The sequence below is a fragment of the Niastella caeni genome, assembly GCF_004834005.1.
In the GTDB taxonomy this organism is placed as follows: Bacteria; Bacteroidota; Bacteroidia; order Chitinophagales; family Chitinophagaceae; genus Niastella; species Niastella caeni.
Genome location: NZ_STFF01000008.1, coordinates 278,850 through 302,898, shown reverse-complemented (window position 1 = coordinate 302,898; position 24,049 = coordinate 278,850). Strand labels below are relative to the sequence as shown.

Here is a 24,049-nt window from a genome sequence, read left to right as displayed (position 1 = left end):
ATCAAGGTTCAATTAAATGGTAGGCTTCCTTGATTATCCTTCAAATCATCAAAATCAGCATCAGGTATGGGTACATACCCAGTTCCAGAATTGAATTCTTCTTGCACCTGGTCGCGCTCTATATCCAAACCAAGATCCTCGTACAGGAACACATAAGAACTGCTAACAATGCTTTCTTCAACCTTATGCGTTTCAGGGATTGTAGTTGTCGTTAAACCGCCAGTACGGGTTACATTCTCAGTTTTAGTTACCCATCGTTTAAACCTGCTTTGTTTGCTGGCGCCAAGAAAATACTTCCTGCTGCTGAAATAATGTAGCAGGTTTTCCATTGTCATACCTTCTTTACCAGTACGTGTGCGGTATGCTTGTTGATAATGCTTATGAATATTATTCATACGCATATAAACGATCTTGGTAGGCTCGTTAAATGGATGTGTATATTCTTCCTTCCTTCCGTTCCTAATTCGAATCTGAGTAGTTGTTTCAATCTTATAATCCCACCCATCTATTACCATGCCCTGATCAACCAGGAAGGAAACAGTATTCCAAAACTCGCTGAGGGTGTCACTGCTTTTCATGAATGAACTCCATTGCATTCCTTTATCAAAACAGTAACTTTCAAACGACTTATTGGAAATAGGCAGAATAATGTGGTTAGCTATCAATTGCCAGCAGGTAAATAAGTGACACCAGTTTTGAACAACGCGCTGGTTAAATGCACCATCCTTACCTGAATCCGCTGCCTTTTTTCGCCACTCACTTAGGTTGGCATTAAAAGACACGCTGTATTTCTCTTTAAAGAATTGCCGGTGCTGTAAAATTTCAATTAGTATATTGCTTAGCCCGGCATCTTCATGTTTTTTTAGTTTATCGTACTGCTTCTTATCTTCCTCTGAAAGCTCGCGCTCGTTAAAGCCCTCAATAATACTTCTACTAACAATACTGTTATCGTCCATGGTGCACAGGTATTGGCCGATAAGTATTACCGTACTACGAATCTTCATTATCTCAGTACGATTTTTACTACCCATGACACCACGTTGCCGGCCTTCGCCATCGAATATGCCCTTAATTGCCTGAAACCATTCAGGCTTAATTACCTTTTCATCGAACTCATTTAATGCAGCCGGTGCATTAATGAACCGTTGCATATAACTGAAAAATGCGAAATCGGTTCCCGAGTTCAAATTGAAAGCAGGCCGTTTCTTGTAAAACAAGGCCATAACACTTTCGGCCCATTTGCTTTTTCCAGAGCTTCGTTCACCGAATCCATAAAGGTGTGGGCAGTTGTTATCAACATCAAACACTACATCACGGAAGATGGTTAGAATTACGTAAGCAATTGCAACAGGGCCTTTTTCTAAGAACACGCGGTTCATTAGGGAAGCCCATGAAGAAAAGTTTAAGTCCGTTTTTATAAATGTTAAGTAACGGTCGTTCTCGTATGGATCTTCGCCGGTAGCCTGCAATTCACGGTATGCGGCACTTGCTGCAGGAACCAGGTAATTTTGGTCGCCAAATTTCAGAATACCCCACTCATCTAGTTCATACAATCCTGAACCCGGAATATATATTTTATCAACAAAAGCGAAAAAGCCCGGCGTTTGCCATCCAAGAAATTTCACTTCATTGCAGCGTGGAAATTGACCTAATAGATTGGTAGCAATCCTTAACATCTGACCTTTGTTCCCATAAATTATGTAAGGGCCTTCACACACAACATACTGCTGTAAAAGATCAATGCTTACTAGCGCTTTGCTCTCAATGTCTAATACCGCCTTTTTTCTACCATTATCTATTTGTATAAGATGCCGGCTTTCCTTCCCTGCGTATATATGAAAAAGTGGCTTAATTATGAAGTTGGTAATCTCTATCTGTCCACCGCTTCCAAAGCTATAATACCCTGTTCTTTTATTATTATTAACTATGCAATAACCTTGCTGCAGGAACTGTTCTTTATCCATCCACTTCGGCATTTTGTCAAGGTTACTTTCACCCGTATCTTCATCTGTATTCTGCTCCTTCTCAATCAATAAATTAAGTTGCTTCTGTAGGTTTGATTTCTGCCATTTGTATTTCTTAATTATACTATCGAAATAATTGTTTCTAATAATTTCATTAGGGATGGTCATCAAAATATTTAACACGGCTTCCTGCGCTTTTCCAAGTTTAAACTCATCATTTGCTACATACTTCATGTACATATCAATCTGCCACATAACGCCGTCATAAATTTCAACGGTGCCAGCCCTATAATGATTAGCAATTAATTTTTGAGTATAGCTATCAGGATCATCTGTTTTAGGAAGTAGAATTACGTCCACTTTAAAACCAGCACGAAGTAATATTAAAAGGTCTTTTACTGTTGCCTTGCGGCCAGCATCGTCACCATCACGAAGTACCGCAACGTGATTTGTATACTTCCTTAACAGCACAGCCTGCTGATCTGTCAGTGCAGTTCCGCATGTGCCTACTGTGTTACTGTCTTTATTAGCGTGCAGGCTGATTACATCAAAGTATCCCTCAACAAGGAAGGCAAACCCTTCATAACTTATTGCTTTATCGGCTCTGCTTAAACCAAACAGTACACTACTTTTATTGTATAACTCATTTTCCGGGGGATTAATATATTTTGGAAAATCTTTCCCCTTATCGGCTGAATCAATTTCAAAAAATCTTCCCCCCATTCCAATATACTCCCCATACTTATTAGTAATTGGAATTGTTATACGACTTCTATATCCATCATAATTCCTATCTCCCGAAGCTGTTCTCTTTATGATGCCTAATTTACTTCCTTGATCATACCAACCTTTATTAATTATATCCGTGGAAATAAAACTCCATTCTTCTGTAGCCCAACCCAACTGCCATTCTGCAATAAGTTGCCTGGTTATATTTCGGTTGTACAAGTAATTTAGAACAGGGTGTTCATCAGGTAAGTTCCATAAAGATTCCTTATATCTTTCAACTGTATACCTCACCACTTGTTTAAGTTTCTCACGTTCAGATTTTTGCTTTTCAAATTTCTCCTTATCTGGAACTTCCTCATATTCTAGTGGAATGCTACATATTTTGGCAATCATCTCGACCGCCTGGTAAAATTCCACCCGTTCTTTTGAAATAATAAAACCAATTGCATCACCGCCTGCGCCGCACCCAAAACATTTATAAACTCCTTTAATATCATTAACAGTGAAAGATGGGGTCTTTTCATCATGAAATGGGCAAACACCTTTCCAATTGCTACCCACATGCTTTAGTGGGATATAATGTTTTATAACATCAACAATTGAAGCCTCACGAACCTGTTGTATTGAATTTTCAGAAAGCCGCACAAATGAGTTAATTAAGGTTGGGATTGAATAATTTTTGCTATGGTGATTACGCCTGCAATTAGGATAAGGAAAATCACCGTTCCTAAAACTGCCAAAATCATCACTGAAGAAGGTATCTGCGGGTTATTATCATCATCATAAATTGGATCAGTGTTTTTCATGCTTACTTATAATGGAGTATTAAAAAAAGTAGCCGGACGAACAACTCAACATACAATTCCGGCTACACTGCGGCATATTAATGTCCTTCGCAGCTACGGACAAGAATCTTAAAAAACCAGCGGCCAGTGTGCACCGCTGGCACCCAATTAACCTTTCCTATGAACAAGTTGCCAGGGCGGGGATCGAACCCGCGACCTTTCAGTTATGAGCCGAATGAGCTACCGCTGCTCCACCTGGCGAAATACCCCAGTACGCTCAACCAGGATATTGACCCCTAAAAACGACTATTAAAAGAACTAATGTTCAAATACAAATACGGGATCACCATTTATACTATGATATTTTCAATTGTAACAACATGGTCAAATTCTGCCTCAAATGATTTAACCTTATGGCCAATAAGCAACATTTCAAATGCTTCTAAAGAAATTTCAACACAGAATACCTTTGCAGTGGGTTCTAATGATGCGGAATAAAACAGCAAGTACAACCGCCTTCCTTTCACCGCATCTTTAAATAATTTAAGCGCATTAGGTTGTGAAAATGTAGTCATTGTCCAATGTTTTTATAGTAAGTGATTAATAATAAAAGTTCGTTGGAGAATACGACCTTCTTTTCCTCTTTCCACCATTCAAGGTATCCCGGGTTGACCTCCGAAATATATTTGAGTGTTTTTCCTTTATAAGTACCGAATGGCATTACATCATAGGTTTGCCAAACTCGAAAATTCTTTATGCTTGATTTTCTTAAGGATTTTCTTTTTCGCATACCCAAACCATTTTAAAAAGCCTATTTCTTGGCGAATTAATTTTTTGGCATCAACGATAATTGCAGGATCATAAGACTGCTCTGTTTCCGTTTTTTTCATATTTGCATCTATATAAATCCGGTAACAGATGTAGGCTATAATCAAAGTAAATATGATTAAACAATGCAGGATTAATTTATCCATAGTCAGTTGTTAATTTTGTAATGTGGATGATCTTTATTCCAATTCTTAATTAGCTGTACCTTTATATCATCTTTAGTAGTTCTTCTTTTCATTTTCTTAGTTTCCGCATCAAGATTAGAAGCAAACCCAATGTTGTTAGGATAATGCTTAACAACATTCCATATCCTTTCCAATTGGTCATTAATGCCTTTTATTTCATCAGCAATATTCATTGGTAATTGCTTATCATTTAATTATCAAATACACGGATGACTAATTACTTTAAAGCTTTTAACTTCTTAATAAGGGCTTGATGTTCTTTTTGAACTAATGAAATTTTTTCCCACACCTTAAATGTTAAAATTGTGTTTTTGTTCTTTCCCCTAATAACGTCATAAACCTGAGTATAATTAGACACAACACCGTCTTTATCAAGAAGTTGCATAACAAGTTTCACATAATTAGCAGGCAAAAGTTTTCGCTTGCATTTCCATTCTTTCTTTGTCATTCTTGTTTCAAATAATTTTTATAACTACTCTTGTATTGAATAGTCCAAAATGTTACCAAAAATTTCCAAAAGATTCCAAAACCGTAACACAACACGAATATAAGCGTTTTGGTAATTAATTACCAAATTATTATCAAATAAAATTTATGGATAAGAAGAATTACACTCAAACACTTTTTGATCAAGCATTTACCAGAGTAGTTTTATACTTATATAAAGAGGGAAAATTATCACAACAGAATCTGGCAAAGGAAATTGAAATGCCACCAAGTAATTTGAGCGATATTCTAAAAGGCGGAAGGGGTGTTCCTAAGAATAAAATTGACTTTGCGAAATTTATTCTTGCTACAAAGTATAATGTAAATAACAGTTTCCTCGATACAAATGAAGGCCCATTCCTGAATCAACCGTTAGAACCAAAAAATGAAGAACACCCACAGTTTATTGATATAAAAAATGAAAACGAAAAATTGACGATAATAAATCGGGAACTGGAAGTAAGAATTGCTGACCTGAGAAAATTAAATGAAACACAGGAAGAACTTATAAATAGTTTAAAAGAACAGTTATTAAAAACAGCCAAAAAGTAAGACATAGTAATAATAACTATAAACTATATTTAATTGAACTCAAATATATACAGTGAATGGGTAAAAGAAAAAAACATAAGGCAAGGTTTTCGAATCCCGTACGCGGTACAAGCTTCTGAAAGAGTAAAATCACTCGAGGGCTTCTCTAACAAGAGAAGCCCTTTTTCGTTGATGCTATTATAGTTGTGAGCGAGAGCCGCGTGTATGCGGGGTGTTCGAAGCGTACACCCGTCATATGTGAGACCACCTTCGAACACCTTCTTTAAAAGAGCCTGTTTACCGGCCAGAGAGATTTTCAGATATAGATTCCTGAGATTCGTTAACACAGGCATTGCCTGCTGCAACTTTTCAAAAATGTTTGTGTGGCTTTTGGCTAGATTACTAATTTCCGTTTCCAATACTCCTTTTTCGGCGGATAATTTGGTGAACCATTTTTTGTAGGTGATGGTTTCGATCTCGTCGTTTATTAGCCGCTCTTCCAACTTCTCTATCTTGGTTTTTACTTCCTTTAATTTTTGCTCCTGAGAGTCCTTCAGCAATTTCCTGTCCTTTGTTTCCTGATCCAGATTTTCCTTCGCATACCTGCTGATCTTTTCAATTTGCTGTGGAGTAAAACTCAATCCCACCAGCACCTTTTCAATTAATTCATGCATTCGTTCGCCGCGGTAATTCCGGTTTCTTTCTTTTGGACAGCTATAGTACATATAATATTGCCTCTTGCCCTTATTGAAACTGGCTGTCAGGTGCCAGCCACAATCACATTTAACGATGCCACGCAAGGGAAAATCTTCCCTTGGCCTTGAGCGGTATTTCGGTTGATTATTTAGCTTATCGTTGACGATCCAGAAATCCGCCTCATTGATTATTGGCGGATGCAATGCCTTGACCAATTTTTCCGGCTCTCCATTATAGGCAGGCAGGCGTAATAAGCCGGCATAAACGGGATTTGTAAGCACCCGCATTAAAGCGCTGTTGCCAGACCTTGTAAAACCTCTATTACGCGCTTCTTTTGCTATGAGGAAGGGAGTAACGCCACTTATGAATTGCTGGAATATAAACTGGATGATCGGCGCTCTTGTTTCGTCTATTTGCAAAGTAGGTTTGCCCTGGCTATCTCTTATGTTTTTATACCCGAATGGCGCATTGTTTACTACCCTGCCGGAAGCAATGGCATTTCGAATACCCTGGGTGGTTCTTTTCCGGATGTTTAACAGCTCATGATTTGCCATTAAATACTTGAAAGCCCTGCTAAGAAAAATGCTTGGGTCCGTTGTATCAATGTTAATTGGTTCATCAATAGCCACTACCTTAACGCCAAACTTCTTTTCCAGGTGCTCAATCTTAGCCAGCGCTTCACTGAGATTCCGGCTGAACCGGTCATGGTCTTTAATGATCAGGAAATTTACCTGTCCTTTATGTGCTTTGATAAATTTTTCTAGCGCTATGTAATCGGGCCGGTCGAACGTATCAGAACATTCGCCATCATCCCGGAAGATGGCGGAGATGGAAACATTATTTCTCTGGCAATATTCCCTGACCAGGTTCTCCTGCGCATCCAGGGAGTACATTGACTGGTCCTTTTTGCTGATCCGGACGTATCCGATGGCTATCTTCATTTTCGTTAAGTATTACCTGAACAATTAATGATGCTATTAATTTCAAAAATTCATCTTCAGTTTCACCCATCACACTACCCTTTTTAATTAGAACTACACAACCATTTCCGCAGTAATAAAATTAAAAAGGCAGCGCTGTATTATTGAGGTTTCACTATTTCAGAAATTGAAAGGGTCGCATTTTAAAAACCAGTGTGACCAAAGATGATGTTCTGTTTGAATAATTCTTTTTAGCTAAGTCTTATTTTGCTGTGCGAAATTGTATCACAAATAAGTTGCGGTATAATGCTTCGCGTTATCATAAATTTAAGACTGTTTTACTTCAAAATCGACTGACATAAATTCAGGGATTCATTTATATCACAACGGTTAAGTGAGGTGGGTTAGCAGCCGATACAACCCATAAGCTAGGGAAACCAGGCGCAAAACAATTTCTTCACTGTTTAATTCCTGTGGCACATATGTATTTAGCGACAGCTATGCCGCCAGTCATGTTTCGAACTTCTTTTAATAACTGCCCATTCGCGGCGGTGAGAAAGCCAGGCAGGCTGCTATCGGCCAGATGTAGTGTTGTATCACAACACGGATTTTAGTCGAACAAAAACTCCGGAGTCGTTTTTGTTTATTTGAAAGACAATAAGCCTATCGGCTATGGGTTCATTCTTACAGCATCCATTTAAAAAACAAGGCTTCATAAATGCTGGCACTTTCTGTGAACCACAAGCCGGTTTGTACCTTGCGGGCAGGCTGATTATACTATACACGAAGCTACTTAAAGCTAAATCTCCAATGACTGAATGACAGTGCTGACCGTCTCAATTATTAAACAGAACACGTTAATGAATGTAACACAGAAACTGTAAAACTGCATTGCTGGCCAAAAGAAAAAAAACGAGGCGCACATGGCGGTATTTTAAAGCATAGCCATGTTATTGGCTTCCATTTTTCTATACCCCTTTACTGTTCTTTTGTAATAGTGGTAAGCCGCTTCCAAAAGACATTCCAGATCATTATAAGTAAGCAACACTCTGATAGCTTTTAATTGTACCTTATCCGATTCATCAATATCAATTCCAGCCTGTAACCAATCATTTAATTCGCGCCTGATATAGATCATTGAAAACTTGCTGAAAAGAGAATGAAGCACTTCGTATGGATTGTATGCTTGATCTTGAGTTAAAAAGTAAACTTTATCCAGCCCAGCGGATTGTTCTTTTACATCTTTTTTGCCATCTAAAGGATGGCTACTTAATAGTTCATTTCTATGGATTACATAAAGAGCTTCCAATAGTAGTTCCAGGTCTACAAACAAGGTTTGCAGCCCTTGCCGGTGACAATGTTCTTCATAAACATGATTTTGATTCTCAATGGCAGCATGAAACCACCTGTTAAGGTTTAACCGAAAGCAATCGAAATCGATGCTATCAAAAACCCTGGCGATAGCACGCAAAGGATCTGTTTCAACCAGCTCAATACAAAGCGGAGGCTTATTTAAAACTTCCGCTGCAACTACACTATTCATAAGGGAAATTTTGGATTATAGGACAGGTACTTTTTTCTGCTGTTCTTCTGTATAATGGATCATCCAGCAGGCTTCTATCAATTGCTCTATTTTCTCATAAAAGAAGAAATGATTATTGCGGTCGAGGTGATCCGACGAAATGCTGTTTGGACTGGAAACAACTGCTACCGTCCAGCCCCATAGTATTTCCCTTACATCATTAAGGTGATAGCTTTGAAAAAACTCTTCCAGGATTAGGCGCGGATTGTCTCGTTCTTTTTCATTTAACCGGAGCGGTGTTTTATACCAGTCAGGATGATTGTTGGCAGTCTTGCCAATGAAGTTGATTTTGCAAGCGGATTCGTTTAATAGCTCTACCATATGTAAAAGTTTTAGGTTACAGAAGGTAAATGAGCCTGCAAGAGAAGGTGAGCTAATGTCGGATTAAAATAGAGGCCAAAAGATTATAGGGTTGAAGCCCACCTACCCTTTGCCGAACGGGCCCTGACAAAGCCCACTACCCAACGGGTAGCCGAAACACAAAGGACAAAGTGGGCCCAACCCTATAGTAAATATAAGACTGGGCACTTCACTTACCATCCTGTGTTTCGCGATTTGTCAGGTTCGTTCAGCAGGCTCGTAAGCATTATAAAGTTAAGGAAAAACACTAATACATGTATTAGGATAATAAAAATATTCTTTCCCTTACTTGCAGGTATACATGGCAAAGGAGATACAGAAAAATAAGGTAGACTGGTTTATAATAAACAAGGTAAAGGAGATCCGAACAAAGAAAGGATTATCCCAGGAAGACCTGGCTGCGCACCTGAACATATCTGCCGCATATATAGGCCAGGTAGAGAGTCCGAACTTCCGGGCGAAGTATAAGACCTTACACCTAAATGAGCTGGCGAAGCTATTGGGATGTTCGCCACGGGATTTTTGGCCGGAGAAGCCTATTTGATAAGTAGATAAATTCTCCCACTAACGAAGTATTCCTTTTATATAACAGAGCAATTACCTTTCCATTATAAATAGTTTAACGTGCCAGCCCTTAGCCAATTTCGCATTATCTACTAATGGCTAATAAGTACTATTGCTCAAACTTTTACTTATATCCAGTGCCCCATGGGACATCTTGTCGCAAATCAATTTCGCCTATTTATGTACGCTATATTCCAAACTTTGATTATATTAGATAATTACTTCATCATTTGTTTAATCTAGGCATATTAAAAAGTATTCAATATGCCCAATAATGCAGGTAGTTCAGGTAAGGATAAGCCTCATTGGCACAATTTTTTAAATATTCTTTAACGTATTGTAAATCAGGGGACATCGAAATATATGTCAATTTTACAATTTGCATAATATTTAATCTCATTAAATCATTGCCGACTTGTGGGATGATTAAAAATAAACTATTCATATTAGTACTTGTTTAAAATTTAAGACCTTAACTTAAATTTTGTCAAAAACTATATATATTTGGTCAATATGGTTCGTTTTCAGATACCCCCGCCATACCTTCCAGGCTTCGAAATATTGAGCACCCTTACTTCTGAGGAGACAAAATCGTTGTCAGATTTTTTGGGGAATGTTACAGTGGGAACTGGTCCTCAATCGTTTGGAAACGAGTTTGAAGAAGCTTTTAAATCAAACAAGAAGTTTAGTCGCGACTTATACATAACTCTTTATAGTCTTGGGAGCTTCAGAGGATATCGAGGAGAAAAATATACAGACGAGGAATTAGCTGAGGCTATTAAAGAATCATTTATAGCTCAAAAAGGAGATATTTTAAAAGATGAAGAAAAGGACCGTTTGTATGGTAATCTCGTCTTTCTATTAAAATCCGTCCTTAAACTTCAAATGACATTTAAAGCCTTCTCATTGGCTTCTGAGCGAGAAAGTGTTTATCGAGACGCAAGGATTGTAACAGATATAAGACCTTTATTCAATGAAAATTTGTCGGATAAAGGCCGGTATGGTCTTGTTACTCATCAACTAAAATTAACAACTGAAGAAAATGATGAATCCGTGGACTACTTCTTTGGCCTAAGCCTTTCCGATTTAAAGAAATTAAAGGAACAAATTGAAAGAGCTATCGATAAAGAAAATTTGATACGGGATAATTATAAAGACCAAATTTCGTTTATTACTATTACTGAATAAGTAACAAACATTCAAGCCATGATAACTTCTGACAAAAAATTGAGTTATTATCATGACGAAGTTCCTGATAGTCACAAAGATGAATTTAAATGCCTATCAGGTATGGATGTAATTTCTTTGAGTGTGCAACCAAAATTTCAAAAGGGAGTCAAACATGTAGTTCCAAGTTGCGAGTATTATCAAGTTAAAGGATCCCATTCCAATATTTACCCAGTAAAAAATAGCGTTCATGCAATTGCACGTCAAATGCGGCGTGCAGCAAGAAAATCATCTTTTGCAATAGGTTTTCCTTCTTATAAATATCCGCCCTTAGAAAATGAGGACATCCAGATAATCTACTCACAAGAAAAAGAGTCTGATATTGAAAAGGCGCTTTCGCAAGCCAAAAAAATGCTAACACTTTCAGAGGGCTGGGATGAAGCAAACGCTAAGCGAATCGAACCATCTACATTTCAAGCAGCAGCAACCTTTTTACTGCGATATGTTAATCGTTTGGAAGAAACGAACATTTACATACAAACCCCAGAAATAGACCCGTGCCCTGATGGTTCCATTGATTTAAATTGGCATACTGATAATGCTAGGATGCTTGTAAATATCAGGCAAGAAAATAACGAGTATGTTGCATACTATTATGGAGACTTCTATGATGGTAAAATGCCTTTTAAAGGCAATATAGCAGTAGATACTTTTTTTGACTTTTTTGCAGCTTGGATGAAATATCTAGTATGACTGAAAAACAATTCCTAACTCCATTACCAATTTTGGACGAGCATAACGTTTATAGACAGGTTCACATTCAAGACCTGCACCCAAAAGAACGTGACCATCCGGAAAGATATCCCAAGCCAAGCCATTTTAAACCCGATCCTGACGGCCTTTCAGTATATTGGAATCAACATATTGACCCTGAAGGAGTTTATAATATAATTGGATTAAGCTATAAAGCAAATAAAACAGAGTTTAAGGATCCTGCAAATTTTTTCGTTTTTTCAATTCCAGTTTTGTATTTAAGAGCAGTTGAGGGAATAAGTGACGTTAGTCATTCGCCCCGGTATATCGGCAATCCTGCTCCCATTGGCAGCCCCAATATATACTCACACGCATCAATTGTTTATTCTGATGATGAAGAAATAAGGTTAAAGCTATCGGACTATTGCAAATCCAACCATGCCTCATGTCATTGTAAAATAGATTTTTCAATTGTTGAGAAAAAAGTACAAGAACTTAGACAAAGACTTGACAACACAATATATCACCGCTTACCGGAAGACTGAATATAAAGCTGAAGTTTATCCCTCAATATTGCCTGTACAGGCAAGTCAAAAATTTCATTCAATTCCTCATACAGCTAAACAAAATCCTTTTTTAAATATTTCCCAACATTTCCGGCGGGGTAATTTCTGCATATTCCGGGCTAAAAGTAAAATGCTGCTGATATCTTCTACCATCAACATCCTCATACGATAAATTAATCATGCACCTTACTATATTTAACAATGAAATTTTTGCAACCAAAGTAATCGTTACAACTTCATCAGTGTCTAAAACGCTTTGTTTATCGATAATCAAATTATCAAGCGAAAAGTCATAAATAGACGCCACAACGAAAATTTTTACAGCTTTATAACCAGTATTTCGAAATCTTGCAAGAATCAGTTCTCTTGAATATATTGGTCTCCCGTGTAAAGCTAAGTTTGGCTTATGAAACGCCTTACTTTCAGCAACCCTACGCTCTATTAATTCATTTATTGAAAAACGCGGATCCTGGCCATGATTAGTGACTAATTCCAAAATAAGAGTTTCGGTATGAGTTTTCCATCCTTTGAGAACGTTAACAGTGTAGGTTAAGTCATCACTATCAATAAGCTTTGCGCAATTTTGACATAACCATATCCCATTTTCTATACACGACCTCTGTTCATTGGATTGTTGAGAGTTAAAACGCTTACCTCCGGTAGACGCAGCTTCAATATGAGCTGCTACCCCAATATTAATTGCACTGCCATGTTGAGGATGGGGCCCACTGGTTACTTTTAAGCAACCAGGATTAGAACACCTATAAGCAACCCTCCTAGCAAGTATCTCTTTAACTTTATTAGAAAACTCGTCCCGCATACATTAAGTATTTAATATCGAGCATTCGTGCTTTTAAATGAAATGAATAGAAAATACGCGAAATAATGTCACAACTATTACTGTTATTGTTGTAATAAAGAAGATTAATAGTATTATCTCATTAAATGTCAAGCATTTACACTCTATAGAAAATATTCCTAAAAACTTAATTTTCACCTCTTTGTTTTCTCGCTTACGCATTGTACAAGTCATTTGTTTCCACAAATTTGCGATGAAAGTCAGCTGGTGGGCAAGTTAGTGGGTAACCCACTTAACACTTTGCAATCTCGTCTTCGATATCTTTTACCGCTGCCATTAAACCTATTTCCTTGAAGAAGGGGATTATAAACTCCAGGTCTCTTTTAAGAGTTTTATCATTTAAATTAAATGGCTTGACAACCTTTTTATATATCGTCGTATCTTGAATACGATTTGCATTTACTTCTCTCCCTGTAAGAAATTGTATAAATTTTGCTATAGAGGAAGGATTGTCCACGATGTTTATCCCTAATTGCTTAAGCAAGTAATGTAAAGCAAGAACCTGTCTTGCAGTTGTAAAATCTTTATTCTTTCCACCAGTTTCCTCCCTATTCATATCCTCAACGGCAACTTTGGGAACTAATTTCTCAATAAGTTGCTCTGCAAGTGCAATTCTTCTTTCCCAAGTCTCATTTAAAGCACAATTATTTCTATCTCTGCATTCGTTCTGCAGATGATAATAATAAACCTTTTGGGCATATTCGACTCCCTTTTGAAGTGACTTAAGAACATACTGATCAGAAATGGTATTGAGAAAGGTTATCAGTTTGTTTTGCCATTCCATATAATCTGCATCCTTTCGAAAATGCTCCCCTTCAAACATCCTAACTATACCATGTTGTACCACATATTTCGGTAAATCCTCAAAATCAATATCGACTTTGTTTAAATATCGGCTCTCTGTAATTTGAAATTGCCTTTTCAATGCAGCGTGGACGTTTGCTTCGGCATCCTTTAACACCTTTATTTGTTCACTAGATGTCGCACAAAAATCCTTTTCAGGAGTTTTGGCGTTTGCGAGCGAGGAATGGAAATCCCTTTCAATAAGCTTTAAAATAGTATCATATTTTGGATTCAGGTTCTCGACAGGATAGCCACCATGCCAATACAAAATCATTCCCCAAAGTGTATGTTTCTGTATTTCACTTATTGGTAATGCCCGCAAATGATTAATGAAGTCTATAGGTTTATCTAGATGTCCTTTTAACTCGTCAATTTGACGGAATAGAATATTGAAAAAATCTAAAGGTTCTAAATCCTTACTTCTATACTTTTCTAGGAAATCTTTTGTGGCAAAAACAGATTTTTGATTAGGAATATTGTCAGCATTAAAATACCAATTCCAGTCTCTTTCATATTTAAACATGGTATCTACATGAATATCTTCGATTAACCTTTTGGCTTTTATTTCAAAATCATCTTCATAATCCATGGAATTTTGTAGACCCAGACCTTGTTGAGTCAAAAAGTAATTATTTAAAGCTTGATTAATGGCCAGAATTTTTTCATGCTTCGGCATGTTTATTATTTCTGCTTTAAGCATTTCAGTATTGTACTTTTCCATAATTTTTAATCACATATGCCCTTTATTAAAATTAAGGCCAATAACCTTTGCTACAAAAGCCTAATTATAAACCTTCTATTAACATGGCTAGTTCTATAAATTACATACTGGAATGCACTTGATGATCGACAAAGCTTTGATAACCAACAAACAACTGTCATTCAACAAATTTAACGAAATCAATAAATGTATTTAGGTGTTCCAATTCCCTCCCATACCCGGTACAAGCTTCTACATTCGAAGAAAATGCACTGGGTTGCTCTAACAAGAGCAGCCCTTTTTCTTTGATATTATTGTAGTTGTGCGCCAGGGCGGCGTGGAGGCGGGGATCAATTCAAATTCCCGACACCTGTGGTTCGATAATAATTTTTTTCAAAAATTAATTTGCCAGAAAGATCGAACCGATGATTAAACGTTTGCCTTGCAAGGTGGCGTTAGAATAGTAATACCCAGGCAGATTTTTAAGCATATCATATTAGGCGCAAAACAACAAATTCCTAAATCCCCCAAGAATTCAACGACGCTACATCTTTAAAAATATATAGCCCGCCAGGGCGAGCTATATATTTTTCATTTTAAGGTTCTGACCTTTTTGGTCAGCCACTTTTTTTGTGCGCCCGTCTCCTCCCAACAGGTAGGGAGAAGCCGGAGGATGATGTTATTTTCTTTTCGGCATTGACAGCCTGATCATCTTAATCGTTGCTGATCTTTCTTTAGTTATGAGCCTGCATATATAGTTGCCAGGTGTCAATCGCTGTGCATTAAACGGAATAGTATGTTTTCCAGCACCCAGGTTACCATGATAAATGTCTGCAACTTTATTTCCCTGAATATCATACAAGACAAGAGATACCCTTTCTTTTTTTGTAAGGTTGAACTCAATTGTCGTTGTTTGGCTAAATGGATTGGGAAAATTTTTAAACACAGCTTCAGTAAGGGCTGCGGAAGTGCCGGCAGCAGACTGATTGGCCGGTGTTGCAGCAAAAGGCAGGAGCCGGTTTCCGGGTATGGGCCTTTCCATACCACCGGTTGGCAGTTGCCATCCAACGGCTAAGTGATCGGGACCACCGCCATCCTTTTGCAAAGCTTCGATATAATATTTTTGACCGGCTACCAGAAAAACAGGTACTGACTTTTGCGTTGCCTGTGCCTCCCAATCACGGGGATGAACATATGACGTCACATAGGCCAGTTTAACTTTATTCGCAGGATTATCATTGGTACTTAACCACAACTCCGATTCATCATCACTGGCGATCCAGAAAGTATAGTTACCGGTAAGCGGCGCGCATATATATCCTCTTATACGGCTACCATAGGACTCTGCTATGTCGGGAACAGCTTCGAATTGTGTAAGCAAACCTGTAGATGACGGAGACGTTGTTACAGGAATGGCCGACACTGCAATTCCGCCAATATTATCCCATTGCTCCCGTAAAATAGTACCGGCGCCTGTACACGTAATCAACGGGGTCTCCACAGGCAACAGCCGGTTTCCGGGTATGGGTCTTTCCAGATCACCGGTTGGCAACTGCCATCCAACGGCTAAGTGGTCGCCACCCCCGCCATCCTTTTGCAAAGCTTCGATATAATATTTTTGACCGGCTACCAGAAAAACAGGTACCGATCTTTGCGTTGCCTGTGCCTCCCAGTTACGGGGATCAACATATGACATTAGATAGGCCAGTTTAACTTTATTCGCAGGATTATCATTGGTACTTAGCCACAACTCCGATTCGTCATCACTGGCAATCCAGAATGTATAGTTACCGGTATAAGGCGGGCATATATATCCTCTTACACGGCTGCCATAGGCCTCTGCAATGTCGGGCGCAGCTTCGAATTGAGTAATCAAACCTGTAGTTGACGGAGGCGTTGTTACAGGAATGGCCGACACTGCATTTCCGTTAATATTATCCCATTGTTCACGTAAAATAGTACCGGCGCCTGCACAGGACACAATCGGCTGTATCGGTATGAGCCGGTTTCCCGGTATAGGCCTTTCCATATCACCGGTTGGCAGTTGCCATCCAACGGCTAAGTGATCGGGACCACCGCCATCCTTTTGCAAAGCTTCGATATAATATTTTTGACCGGCTACCAGAAAAACAGGTACTGACTTTTGCGTTGCCTGTGCCTCCCAATCACGGGGATGAACATATGACGTTACATAGGCCAGTTTAACTTTATTGGCTGGATTATCATTGGTACTTAACCACAACTCCGATTCATCATCACTGGCAATCCAGAAAGTATAGTTACCGGTAAGCGGCGCGCATATATATCCTCTTATACGGCTGCCATAGGACTCTGCTATGTCGGGAACAGCTTCGAATTTTGTAAGCAAACCTGTAGATGACGGAGACGTTGTTACAGGAATGGCCGACACTGCAATTCCATTAATATTATCCCATTGCTCCCGTAAAATGCTACCGGTGCCTGCACAGGAAACAGCGGGGTGGCTGCTCAATGGGGTTTCCCAAACGCCTCTTCCCCAAAATGCTACTCTAAGAACACTGTTCGTTGTACTATCATTGAAAATCATAAATTCATTAATAGAAGCAATGGTAGGCAGCCCTTTTGAATAATTTTGCCATTTACTCATGCTATTATTCTTATAGTATACACCGGTTGCCATTCCTACATACACCGACTCATCATTGCTATATATATCATGATGTATTTTAATAATATTCACGTTTGGCAGGCCATCTGATATATTCGTCCAGGACACGCCATTATCGGCACTCCGGTATACTCTGCTTCCACATGTTATATACACAACATTCTGGTTGGTCTTAATACCCGTTATACTGGCGCTCACATTTGTTGCTGCCGGTGCTGAAAGCGTTACGAAGGAAGGGGATGCACTTAATGCATTGTCGCTTCTTAAGACGTTCCCATTTTCGGTAACAACGTATAGCGTATTGGCACTTACCGGTGACACCGCCAGGGCCTTTACCGGTGTTTTTATATTAGTGAGTTGTTTCCATCCAGGACTGGTTGATGACAGATTATCTGTTCTCCAGACCTCTTTTTTAGAAAAGAAAGCTACATTTTTTTGAAGCGGCGTAAACTCCAGCTCCATGTTCACACCCGCGGTTTCTTTGTTGCCGAAATCTGGTTCTGCCCAACTGTTTGCGAAATAATTCAGGCGTCTCCTGGTGCCATCGTCCAGATAGTAAGCCATTGCTTCATCCTGATAACTCAGCACTATTTTTGAACCCACGTCTCCACCCCGATTGGTAACCCATGCGTTGTTGCTAAAATATAATTCTCCATTGTCCTGGGTACCAATGTAAGCCATATCCTTACGCAGCCGGCTTTGGCCTGCATGGTAACATTCGGTAGCTTCCAGTCCATTACTTTTAGGAGTCCAGTTATTACCACCATCTGTACTAAGCCATACGCCGCCATCATTCACATTAAACAATTTAGAGCTGTTATAAGGAGAAATTTTGACATCATGCATATCGGTGTGCACATTTTCCCACCAGCTTGTTAGCTGCGTCCAGTTTACTCCCCCATTAACCGATTTCCACACCACATGCCCTGTTATATAAACAATATTGGCATCATAAGGGTCGGCTGTCATGCTGTAGTTATAATTACCCTGTCCACCTTCGTCAGGGCGATACCCGTTTAAATTGGGTAAGCCAGCCGGCTTCATGATAGTAAACGATTGACCACTGTTTGTTGAACGAAGTACCGGAGCAGATGCAGAAGCCTTATAGTCACCTACAAAACTTACATAAACAATGTCGGGATTAGCTCTGGAAACAGCCAGTCTTCCCCCTCCCGTAATACCGGAACCGGGAAGGGCAACCGGAGACCAGGTTTCGCCCATATCGGTAGAGCGAAAAAATTGATCAAACGTAGCAGCATAGATCGTTGACGGGAAAGGTGAAGGTTTAAAGATCATATTTGTAAACGCACCTCCGTTTTTTTTTGCAATCCAGGTGGCCCCTGCGTCATAGGATTTATATATGCCGTTATCTGTTGCCGCGATCAGTTCTTTGTTATTGGAAGAGTGCATTAAAATTTCAACCACTAACCTGTTACCCATGCCGCTATTGGAAAAATTCCAGGTCTTTCCTGCATCGGTACTCTTCCAGACACCGTATCCGCCACCATAGTAGTTGGCATCACCGGTTCCAAGATAAATGACCTGGTTATTCGTATAATCGATGCAAACCGAAGCACATGACATGCGGGGTAAACTATCAGTACCTGTTCGTTGCCATGATTTAGCGCCATCATTGCTGGTCCATAGTCCGCCCGAAGCAGATACTGCATACAATTTGCTTGAATCGCCGTGTGGATGAAATTTTATCTGGCTCACTCTGCCAATGCCGTTTATTTGTCCACTGACATTGGCTGGAAAAAGAATTGGACCTATTGGCTTCCAGTTGCCTGCGATCTGGGCAACAGATTGGGTGAGCATAAAAAAGAAAAATATCAGCTGAAAAAAAATATATTTTTTCATGAGTTCAAGGGTATATGAAGAAAAAAATGGTGAAATGAATTATTGCCGTTGGTGTTTCCAAATCTCGAGTTGCTCCTCCGCCGACAGGATGCGGCCATCTGGCTGCACAAATGGTTGCACCATGATCTGCCAGTGCTTAAACCTTTTGTACTCGAAACTGTATTGTTCGGCAGTTTTTTCGTCGTTGTATTCTTTATGGTGCAACAACTTTCGTAACGCTGTCCATTTCTTTTCCTGCGGAGGTTTTCCGTCAACGATGAAATCGTTTTCTGCAGGAACTTTCCGCTTTTTCCAAAATTCTCCAAAGGCTTTAACCGCCTCAAAATAATTAACCGAAGGATCAGCTATCATTTGTATCCAATATGGATTTTTGTGATAGTTCAGTTTTTGAATGTTTGTTTTTTGCTGGGCATGCAGCGCCAGGCAACTGCTTACCATGCACATCGTAATGAAAATGGTTTTCATAAATCGTGGTATCATTGGGTTTAATTGAAATATATTTCAGCATCAATCCCCCCAACACCACTGCATTCAGGGGCGTTGGGATCTTTAAGAAGCGGGCGCAAATGTGAGCGTTTTTCCTGGCGCACCGTTTAGTATTAATTGGAGATGCCGTTATATAATAACAGGTACTTATTTGATAAGGTTATATATATATATATATATATGAAAATTTACAAATCAAGTTTTGGGGCAAATTCGCAAAAACCGGGTCGGTAAACACCCACTTACGGGTAAACAGCTTTTTTTGTTCTTCATATGGAGTGATAGATTAGTATACTGGTAGTGGTAGTTGAGCGTATCGCAGATGCTCACAAGCCCGCCTGGTAATTGCATAGGAAGTGCATAGGAAGTGCATAGAATTTGAATTATACCATGTAATTCCGGTGGTAGGCCGATGCAAGGTCTCGTCCCAAATGTTTCTTTGAATGATAACAAATGTTACACGATAACTGCCAGTGATCTTCACCTCCCTGCCATAGAAACCAGAGCCGCAATCTTTTATAACACCCTCTCTGCTTCTACACAAATTCGCCTACAGCACCTTGTTCCTATTTTGGCACTTTACTTGTTACTATCACATTTCCAATCTCCTTCCCTTATGCTTATTTGTAACCTATTACCAACTCTATGAAACAGTTCTTCTTAACAAATTTGTTCCTTTGCCTGTATATATCACTCACTGCTCAGAACGTGCAGGTTAGCGTGAAAATATTTAATAACAGAAAGACGGTTTCTCCTTACATCTATGGCCGCAATAATTCTATTACAGACTTTATCGGCAATCCGGTTCCAGCAAATACCTGGCAACTGTATAAAGATGCAGGCCTTAATTTCTTCCGCGAAAATGGAGGCAATAACCTCACTAAACATAACTGGCGGCTTAATATCAGTAGTCACCCCGACTGGTATAATAATGTATACACTTCCAATTGGGATTATGCCGCACAAACCCTTCACCAGCAAATTCCTGCCGCCCAGGGCATGTGGGGTTTTCAACTCATTGGCCAGGCCGCCCGTACCAATGCCAACAATTTCAATGATTGGGCTTATAATAACTCACAATGGTGGTCGGGCGTAAATCAAAATCTTGCAGGAGGCGGCGTTGTTAATACCGCCGGCGGCAGCCAGGCCCTGGTGAATGGAGATCCCAGCCAATACCTGCAGACCTGGAATCACGATTCTACCACTGATATTTTGAACCATTGGTTCGGCACTGGAGGTCTGGGCCTGGACTCTACCAAGATCAGGTACTGGAATATGGATAATGAACCGGAGATCTGGTCGGGCACGCACGACGATGTGATGCCCGTACAACCCAGCGCAGAATCATTCATGCAACTTTATTTTGCAGTGGCCAAAAAAGCTAGGGCGCTTTTTCCCGGCATTAAGTTAACCGGGCCAGTGAGCCCGAATGAATGGCAATGGTACAATTGGGGCGCAGCCCCGGTTACGGGCTCCGACGGTAAACAGTACCCCTGGGTGCAGTATTTTATTAAACGGGTGGCAGAAGAACAACAAAGTTCAGGAATCAGGTTGTTAGATGTCATCGATCTCCATTTCTATCCTTCGAGCGCTTCGCCTTCGAATGTTGTTCAATATCACCGGGTGTTTTTTGACAGCACTTATATTTACCCCGAGGCCAACGGCGTGAAAGTGGTCAATGGCGGATGGGATAATTCCATACAAATAGAAAATATTTTTGGCAGATGCCAGAAGTGGCTGAACCAATATATGGGACCCGGCCACGGGGTTACTTTCGCTGTATCTGAAACGCATACACAACTTCAAAATGATCCGAATGCGGTGGCCATTTGGCATGCATCAATGATGGGCGAGTTCATGAACCATGGTGTAGAATACTTCTCTCCCTGGAACTGGGATATAGGCATGTGGGAAACGCTGCACCTGTTTAGCCGGTATAACAAAAGCAATAGTGTACAGGCTACTTCCAGTGACGAACTGAATGTATCTGCCTACACAACAGTTAATAACAATAATGATTCTGTAACAATAGCATTGGTTAACAGATCACTAAATCAGTCAAAGACTGTTGTGATAAACTTTCCCGATTTTCTTCTTGCCAACCAGGCTGTAACCACGCTCACGCTAAGTAACTTACCGGTGGGTTCAGAAACATTTGTATCGCATAGCAACAATGCACTGCAAACTGCAAGTATTTCGCCGCAGAACAATAGCTTGCAGGTTACACTGGCCCCTTTGTCGATCACTTCCCTGCTAATCACCGGCACTGGCGTTGCGCTTCCTCAAAACTTGCTCTCTTTCACCGCATCGAAGGGCGATAATAAAGTGTTGCTGAATTTTACAACCGCCAACGAAATGAAAGTTACTTCTTTTGATGTGGAAAGAAGCGCGGATGGCTCGTCCTTTACTAAAATCGGAACAGTGATTGGTGGAAGCGCCAATGGCCAATACGCATACATCGATGCACAACCGCTGCCCTCTATGAATCATTACAGACTTAAAATGAATAACCAGAACGGCGGTTATTCCTATAGTAAAATCTTATCGATCCGCTACGATAAAAATGCTTCTATTGCCATTTTCCCAAACCCGGCTAAAGACGTGGTAACTGTTCAGCTGCATATGCCGGCAGGCGCAATATCGCTTAAAATGATTGACGGAATGGGACGCATGGTGAAAACGATAACATTGCAATCATCTGGTAACACTTTATCAACTGCAATAGATATCAGTGGACTTGCTATTGGGCAGTATTATATTCATGCAGGCAGCGAAGTTGTAAGCTTTATTAAACATAAATAAACGGGCCGGTATAAAAAAATAAAAGGTCTCGATTAGTCGAGGCCTTGTTTTATTGTACCTATCATACAAAGATTAAATAAACAGGTATGTTATGGTGCGAGCCTGCTCATTACTGAGGATTGTTAAGCAAAAGTGTATCTTCATAAAAAGTGACTTCACCGTTGCTAATGTTATGCATACCACCTACAATTCCGATCTGTCCCTGCTCAATCATTTCTTTCAAAATGGGACTGCGTTCAATGATCGCATGAACTGTTCTTTTTACATTAATGCTGGCCACTTTTTCCACAAAATCACTATTGGATGAATTGCGATTTTCTTGCACCGTTTTTTCATCAAACACGGCAGGTTGCAGTTTACTTAACAACGCAGTCAAATTACCCATTTCCACATGGTCGCATGCGCCTTTCACTGCACCGCATTTAGTATGCCCCAATACCACAATTATTTTTGAACCGGCCACTTTGCATCCAAATTCCATACTTCCCAAAATATCTTCATTGACAATATTACCGGCAATGCGAACACTGAAAACATCGCCCAGCCCCTGGTCGAAGATCAACTCTGCCGATGTACGTGAATCTATGCAGCTCAGAATTACTGCAAATGGATGCTGCCCATTAGATGTTTCATTTGCCTGTTGCAGCAGGTTACGGTTTATTTTCAGGTTGTTCGTAAACCTTTTATTCCCCTCTTTTAACAGTCCCAGCGCCATAGTTGGAGTAATGGCGGCCTGCATTTCTTTAGTTAATGTTTTCATGCTTTGTTTTTGACTGGTTTAAAATATATGGCTTCTGCCCCGGCAATAATATTCCTTATTTGGGTGACGAAGATAGTGTAGTTATCTCACACAATAGTAATACTATCACAAAAAATTGTAAAACTTATATTAATTTTGCTTGTAAGATTGTAAAGTTGCTAAGTCCCTGCATTTTATATTTGAAGCATAGTTCAAAAAAGTTTATATGGAATTGCATTTGCAGATTAAAATGAATGAAAAGCTCTTTTTGCGGGACCCTGAACAATCGGAATTGGGCAAGAAAATCATTTCACATAGCATTCGCCTTATACATGAAACCGGGTTTGAATCATTCACTTTTAAAAAACTGGCCGAAGACATTGGCACTACTGAAGCCGGTATTTACCGGTATTTTGAAAACAAGCATCGGCTGCTGATTTACATTGTAGCCTGGTATTGGAGTTGGCTTGAATACCGGGTAACGGTACATACAAACAATATTAGCGACCCTATCACTAAATTAAAAAGGGTCATCAGGCTTTTAGCGGCGAATGTAGAGGATGATATACGTACAAGTCACGTTGAAGAAAACATTTTGCATCAGATAATCATTGCAGAAGGTTCAAAAGCATATCTTACTAAAAAAGTGTCGAAAGACAACAAAGATCACCTGTTTAAACCCTATAAGGACCTTTGCGCCAAAATTGCCGATATAATCCTGGAATGCAACCCCAAATACGAGTATCCACGATCGCTATCAAGCACTATTATTGAGATGGCCCATTTTCAGGTTTTTTTTATGTATAATCTTCCGTCGTTAACTGACTTTGGCCCTGCAAAGGATGAGGAGCGGGTGGTTTCCTTTCTGGAAGATCTTGCGTTGAATTGCCTTACAAAAAACCGGAAAGCAAGCCGTTAAAATTTTTCGGCACTACTCAGCCTCTTTATCATATCTGCTGCGATGTTGTTGCAGGGATTCAGCTCCAACAACTTCACC

At 39.6% G+C, this 24,049-nt stretch carries 21 protein-coding genes and 1 tRNA gene; 7 read left to right on the top strand and 15 right to left on the bottom strand.

Annotation, left to right across the window (positions count from 1 at the left end; translation table 11 throughout):
• Nucleotides 1–8 precede the first annotated feature (8 nt).
• The 7 genes from dnaG to FAM09_RS24670 form a co-directional block, all read right to left on the bottom strand.
• Nucleotides 9–3,338: a DNA primase gene (gene dnaG / locus FAM09_RS24695; RefSeq protein WP_166437262.1), complete on the bottom strand. Its 3,330-nt coding sequence runs from the start codon at nucleotides 3,336–3,338 to the stop codon at nucleotides 9–11.
• Between the two features lie 329 nt (nucleotides 3,339–3,667).
• Nucleotides 3,668–3,739 (bottom strand) — tRNA-Ile (locus tag FAM09_RS24690).
• A gap of 89 nt (nucleotides 3,740–3,828) precedes the next feature.
• Nucleotides 3,829–4,053: a hypothetical protein gene (locus FAM09_RS24685; RefSeq protein WP_136579836.1), complete on the bottom strand. Its 225-nt coding sequence runs from the start codon at nucleotides 4,051–4,053 to the stop codon at nucleotides 3,829–3,831.
• A complete protein-coding gene (locus tag FAM09_RS31615) occupies nucleotides 4,050–4,199 on the bottom strand; it encodes an exodeoxyribonuclease X C-terminal domain-containing protein (RefSeq protein WP_394347830.1) in 150 nt (49 codons plus the stop codon). Before FAM09_RS31615 ends, FAM09_RS24685 begins: the two co-directional genes overlap by 4 nt.
• Before the next feature lie 4 nt (nucleotides 4,200–4,203).
• Entirely contained in the window at nucleotides 4,204–4,452 is a 249-nt protein-coding gene (locus FAM09_RS24680) for a hypothetical protein (RefSeq protein WP_136579835.1), read from the bottom strand.
• A gap of 2 nt (nucleotides 4,453–4,454) precedes the next feature.
• Entirely contained in the window at nucleotides 4,455–4,664 is a 210-nt protein-coding gene (locus tag FAM09_RS24675) for a hypothetical protein (protein WP_136579834.1), read from the bottom strand.
• A 44-nt stretch (nucleotides 4,665–4,708) separates the two neighbouring features.
• On the bottom strand, nucleotides 4,709–4,939 hold the full coding sequence (locus tag FAM09_RS24670; RefSeq protein ID WP_136579833.1) for a hypothetical protein: 231 nt from the start codon (nucleotides 4,937–4,939) through the stop codon (nucleotides 4,709–4,711).
• A gap of 146 nt (nucleotides 4,940–5,085) precedes the next feature.
• Between FAM09_RS24670 and FAM09_RS24665 the strand changes: the two genes are divergently transcribed.
• Entirely contained in the window at nucleotides 5,086–5,529 is a 444-nt protein-coding gene (locus tag FAM09_RS24665) for a hypothetical protein (protein ID WP_136579832.1), read from the top strand.
• A 29-nt stretch (nucleotides 5,530–5,558) separates the two neighbouring features.
• Here FAM09_RS24665 and FAM09_RS24660 read toward each other — a convergent pair whose 3' ends face one another.
• From FAM09_RS24660 to FAM09_RS24650, 3 genes are all read right to left on the bottom strand, one after another.
• The gene (locus FAM09_RS24660) at nucleotides 5,559–7,145 is read right to left on the bottom strand and encodes a recombinase family protein (protein WP_136579831.1); all 1,587 of its coding nucleotides are present in this window, start codon (nucleotides 7,143–7,145) and stop codon (nucleotides 5,559–5,561) included.
• Nucleotides 7,146–8,058: 913 nt separating this feature from the next.
• Entirely contained in the window at nucleotides 8,059–8,667 is a 609-nt protein-coding gene (locus FAM09_RS24655) for a hypothetical protein (protein WP_136579830.1), read from the bottom strand.
• Nucleotides 8,668–8,682: 15 nt separating this feature from the next.
• Nucleotides 8,683–9,027 carry a hypothetical protein gene (locus FAM09_RS24650; RefSeq protein ID WP_136579829.1) on the bottom strand — a complete coding sequence of 115 codons (345 nt, stop codon included), beginning with the start codon at nucleotides 9,025–9,027 and terminating at the stop codon, nucleotides 8,683–8,685.
• Between the two features lie 340 nt (nucleotides 9,028–9,367).
• Here FAM09_RS24650 and FAM09_RS24645 point away from each other — a divergent pair, with 340 nt between their 5' ends.
• The 4 genes from FAM09_RS24645 to FAM09_RS24630 all read left to right on the top strand — a co-directional run bounded on the left by FAM09_RS24645 (nucleotide 9,368) and on the right by FAM09_RS24630 (nucleotide 12,095).
• Nucleotides 9,368–9,610, top strand: a complete 243-nt coding sequence (locus tag FAM09_RS24645) for a helix-turn-helix domain-containing protein (RefSeq protein WP_136579828.1) — start codon at nucleotides 9,368–9,370, stop codon at nucleotides 9,608–9,610.
• A gap of 626 nt (nucleotides 9,611–10,236) precedes the next feature.
• Entirely contained in the window at nucleotides 10,237–10,818 is a 582-nt protein-coding gene (locus FAM09_RS24640) for a hypothetical protein (protein WP_166437261.1), read from the top strand.
• 18 nt (nucleotides 10,819–10,836) lie between these two features.
• Entirely contained in the window at nucleotides 10,837–11,550 is a 714-nt protein-coding gene (locus FAM09_RS24635) for a hypothetical protein (RefSeq protein WP_136579826.1), read from the top strand.
• On the top strand, nucleotides 11,547–12,095 hold the full coding sequence (locus FAM09_RS24630) for a hypothetical protein (protein ID WP_136579825.1): 549 nt from the start codon (nucleotides 11,547–11,549) through the stop codon (nucleotides 12,093–12,095). The genes FAM09_RS24635 and FAM09_RS24630 overlap by 4 nt, the downstream gene beginning before the upstream one ends.
• A gap of 91 nt (nucleotides 12,096–12,186) precedes the next feature.
• Here FAM09_RS24630 and FAM09_RS24625 read toward each other — a convergent pair whose 3' ends face one another.
• From FAM09_RS24625 to FAM09_RS24610, 4 genes are all read right to left on the bottom strand, one after another.
• Nucleotides 12,187–12,936 carry a hypothetical protein gene (locus tag FAM09_RS24625; RefSeq protein WP_136579824.1) on the bottom strand — a complete coding sequence of 250 codons (750 nt, stop codon included), beginning with the start codon at nucleotides 12,934–12,936 and terminating at the stop codon, nucleotides 12,187–12,189.
• 271 nt (nucleotides 12,937–13,207) lie between these two features.
• Nucleotides 13,208–14,539: a hypothetical protein gene (locus tag FAM09_RS24620; protein WP_136579823.1), complete on the bottom strand. Its 1,332-nt coding sequence runs from the start codon at nucleotides 14,537–14,539 to the stop codon at nucleotides 13,208–13,210.
• A gap of 658 nt (nucleotides 14,540–15,197) precedes the next feature.
• Nucleotides 15,198–19,025: a PA14 domain-containing protein gene (locus FAM09_RS24615; protein ID WP_136579822.1), complete on the bottom strand. Its 3,828-nt coding sequence runs from the start codon at nucleotides 19,023–19,025 to the stop codon at nucleotides 15,198–15,200.
• Nucleotides 19,026–19,064: 39 nt separating this feature from the next.
• Nucleotides 19,065–19,490, bottom strand: coding sequence for a hypothetical protein (locus FAM09_RS24610; protein WP_136579821.1), 426 nt, complete (start codon nucleotides 19,488–19,490; stop codon nucleotides 19,065–19,067).
• Nucleotides 19,491–20,156: 666 nt separating this feature from the next.
• On the opposite strand from FAM09_RS24610, the gene FAM09_RS24605 reads away from it, so the two are divergent.
• Complete coding sequence (locus tag FAM09_RS24605; RefSeq protein WP_136579820.1) at nucleotides 20,157–22,313, top strand: glycoside hydrolase family 44 protein; 2,157 nt, start codon at nucleotides 20,157–20,159, stop codon at nucleotides 22,311–22,313.
• 109 nt (nucleotides 22,314–22,422) lie between these two features.
• Here the strand turns inward: FAM09_RS24605 and FAM09_RS24600 are convergent, their stop codons facing one another.
• A complete protein-coding gene (locus FAM09_RS24600) occupies nucleotides 22,423–23,073 on the bottom strand; it encodes a carbonic anhydrase family protein (RefSeq protein WP_136579819.1) in 651 nt (216 codons plus the stop codon).
• Between the two features lie 205 nt (nucleotides 23,074–23,278).
• Here FAM09_RS24600 and FAM09_RS24595 point away from each other — a divergent pair, with 205 nt between their 5' ends.
• Nucleotides 23,279–23,971, top strand: a complete 693-nt coding sequence (locus FAM09_RS24595) for a TetR/AcrR family transcriptional regulator (RefSeq protein WP_136579818.1) — start codon at nucleotides 23,279–23,281, stop codon at nucleotides 23,969–23,971.
• The last annotated feature ends 78 nt before the right edge of the window (nucleotides 23,972–24,049 follow it).

Excerpts from the sequence above, each read along its gene's own strand:
- FAM09_RS24685 (WP_136579836.1), bottom strand. The coding sequence starts at position 4,053 with ATGACTACATTTTCACAACCTAATGCGCTTAAATTATTTAAAGATGCG.
- FAM09_RS31615 (WP_394347830.1), bottom strand. The coding sequence starts at position 4,199 with ATGCCATTCGGTACTTATAAAGGAAAAACACTCAAATATATTTCGGAG.
- FAM09_RS24680 (WP_136579835.1), bottom strand. The coding sequence starts at position 4,452 with ATGGATAAATTAATCCTGCATTGTTTAATCATATTTACTTTGATTATA.
- FAM09_RS24675 (WP_136579834.1), bottom strand. The coding sequence starts at position 4,664 with ATGAATATTGCTGATGAAATAAAAGGCATTAATGACCAATTGGAAAGG.
- FAM09_RS24670 (WP_136579833.1), bottom strand. The coding sequence starts at position 4,939 with ATGACAAAGAAAGAATGGAAATGCAAGCGAAAACTTTTGCCTGCTAAT.
- FAM09_RS24665 (WP_136579832.1), top strand. The coding sequence starts at position 5,086 with ATGGATAAGAAGAATTACACTCAAACACTTTTTGATCAAGCATTTACC.
- FAM09_RS24660 (WP_136579831.1), bottom strand. The coding sequence starts at position 7,145 with ATGAAGATAGCCATCGGATACGTCCGGATCAGCAAAAAGGACCAGTCA.
- FAM09_RS24655 (WP_136579830.1), bottom strand. The coding sequence starts at position 8,667 with ATGAATAGTGTAGTTGCAGCGGAAGTTTTAAATAAGCCTCCGCTTTGT.
- FAM09_RS24650 (WP_136579829.1), bottom strand. The coding sequence starts at position 9,027 with ATGGTAGAGCTATTAAACGAATCCGCTTGCAAAATCAACTTCATTGGC.
- FAM09_RS24645 (WP_136579828.1), top strand. The coding sequence starts at position 9,368 with ATGGCAAAGGAGATACAGAAAAATAAGGTAGACTGGTTTATAATAAAC.
- FAM09_RS24635 (WP_136579826.1), top strand. The coding sequence starts at position 10,837 with ATGATAACTTCTGACAAAAAATTGAGTTATTATCATGACGAAGTTCCT.
- FAM09_RS24630 (WP_136579825.1), top strand. The coding sequence starts at position 11,547 with ATGACTGAAAAACAATTCCTAACTCCATTACCAATTTTGGACGAGCAT.
- FAM09_RS24625 (WP_136579824.1), bottom strand. The coding sequence starts at position 12,936 with ATGCGGGACGAGTTTTCTAATAAAGTTAAAGAGATACTTGCTAGGAGG.
- FAM09_RS24620 (WP_136579823.1), bottom strand. The coding sequence starts at position 14,539 with ATGGAAAAGTACAATACTGAAATGCTTAAAGCAGAAATAATAAACATG.
- FAM09_RS24615 (WP_136579822.1), bottom strand. The coding sequence starts at position 19,025 with ATGAAAAAATATATTTTTTTTCAGCTGATATTTTTCTTTTTTATGCTC.
- FAM09_RS24610 (WP_136579821.1), bottom strand. The coding sequence starts at position 19,490 with ATGAAAACCATTTTCATTACGATGTGCATGGTAAGCAGTTGCCTGGCG.
- FAM09_RS24605 (WP_136579820.1), top strand. The coding sequence starts at position 20,157 with ATGAAACAGTTCTTCTTAACAAATTTGTTCCTTTGCCTGTATATATCA.
- FAM09_RS24600 (WP_136579819.1), bottom strand. The coding sequence starts at position 23,073 with ATGAAAACATTAACTAAAGAAATGCAGGCCGCCATTACTCCAACTATG.
- FAM09_RS24595 (WP_136579818.1), top strand. The coding sequence starts at position 23,279 with ATGGAATTGCATTTGCAGATTAAAATGAATGAAAAGCTCTTTTTGCGG.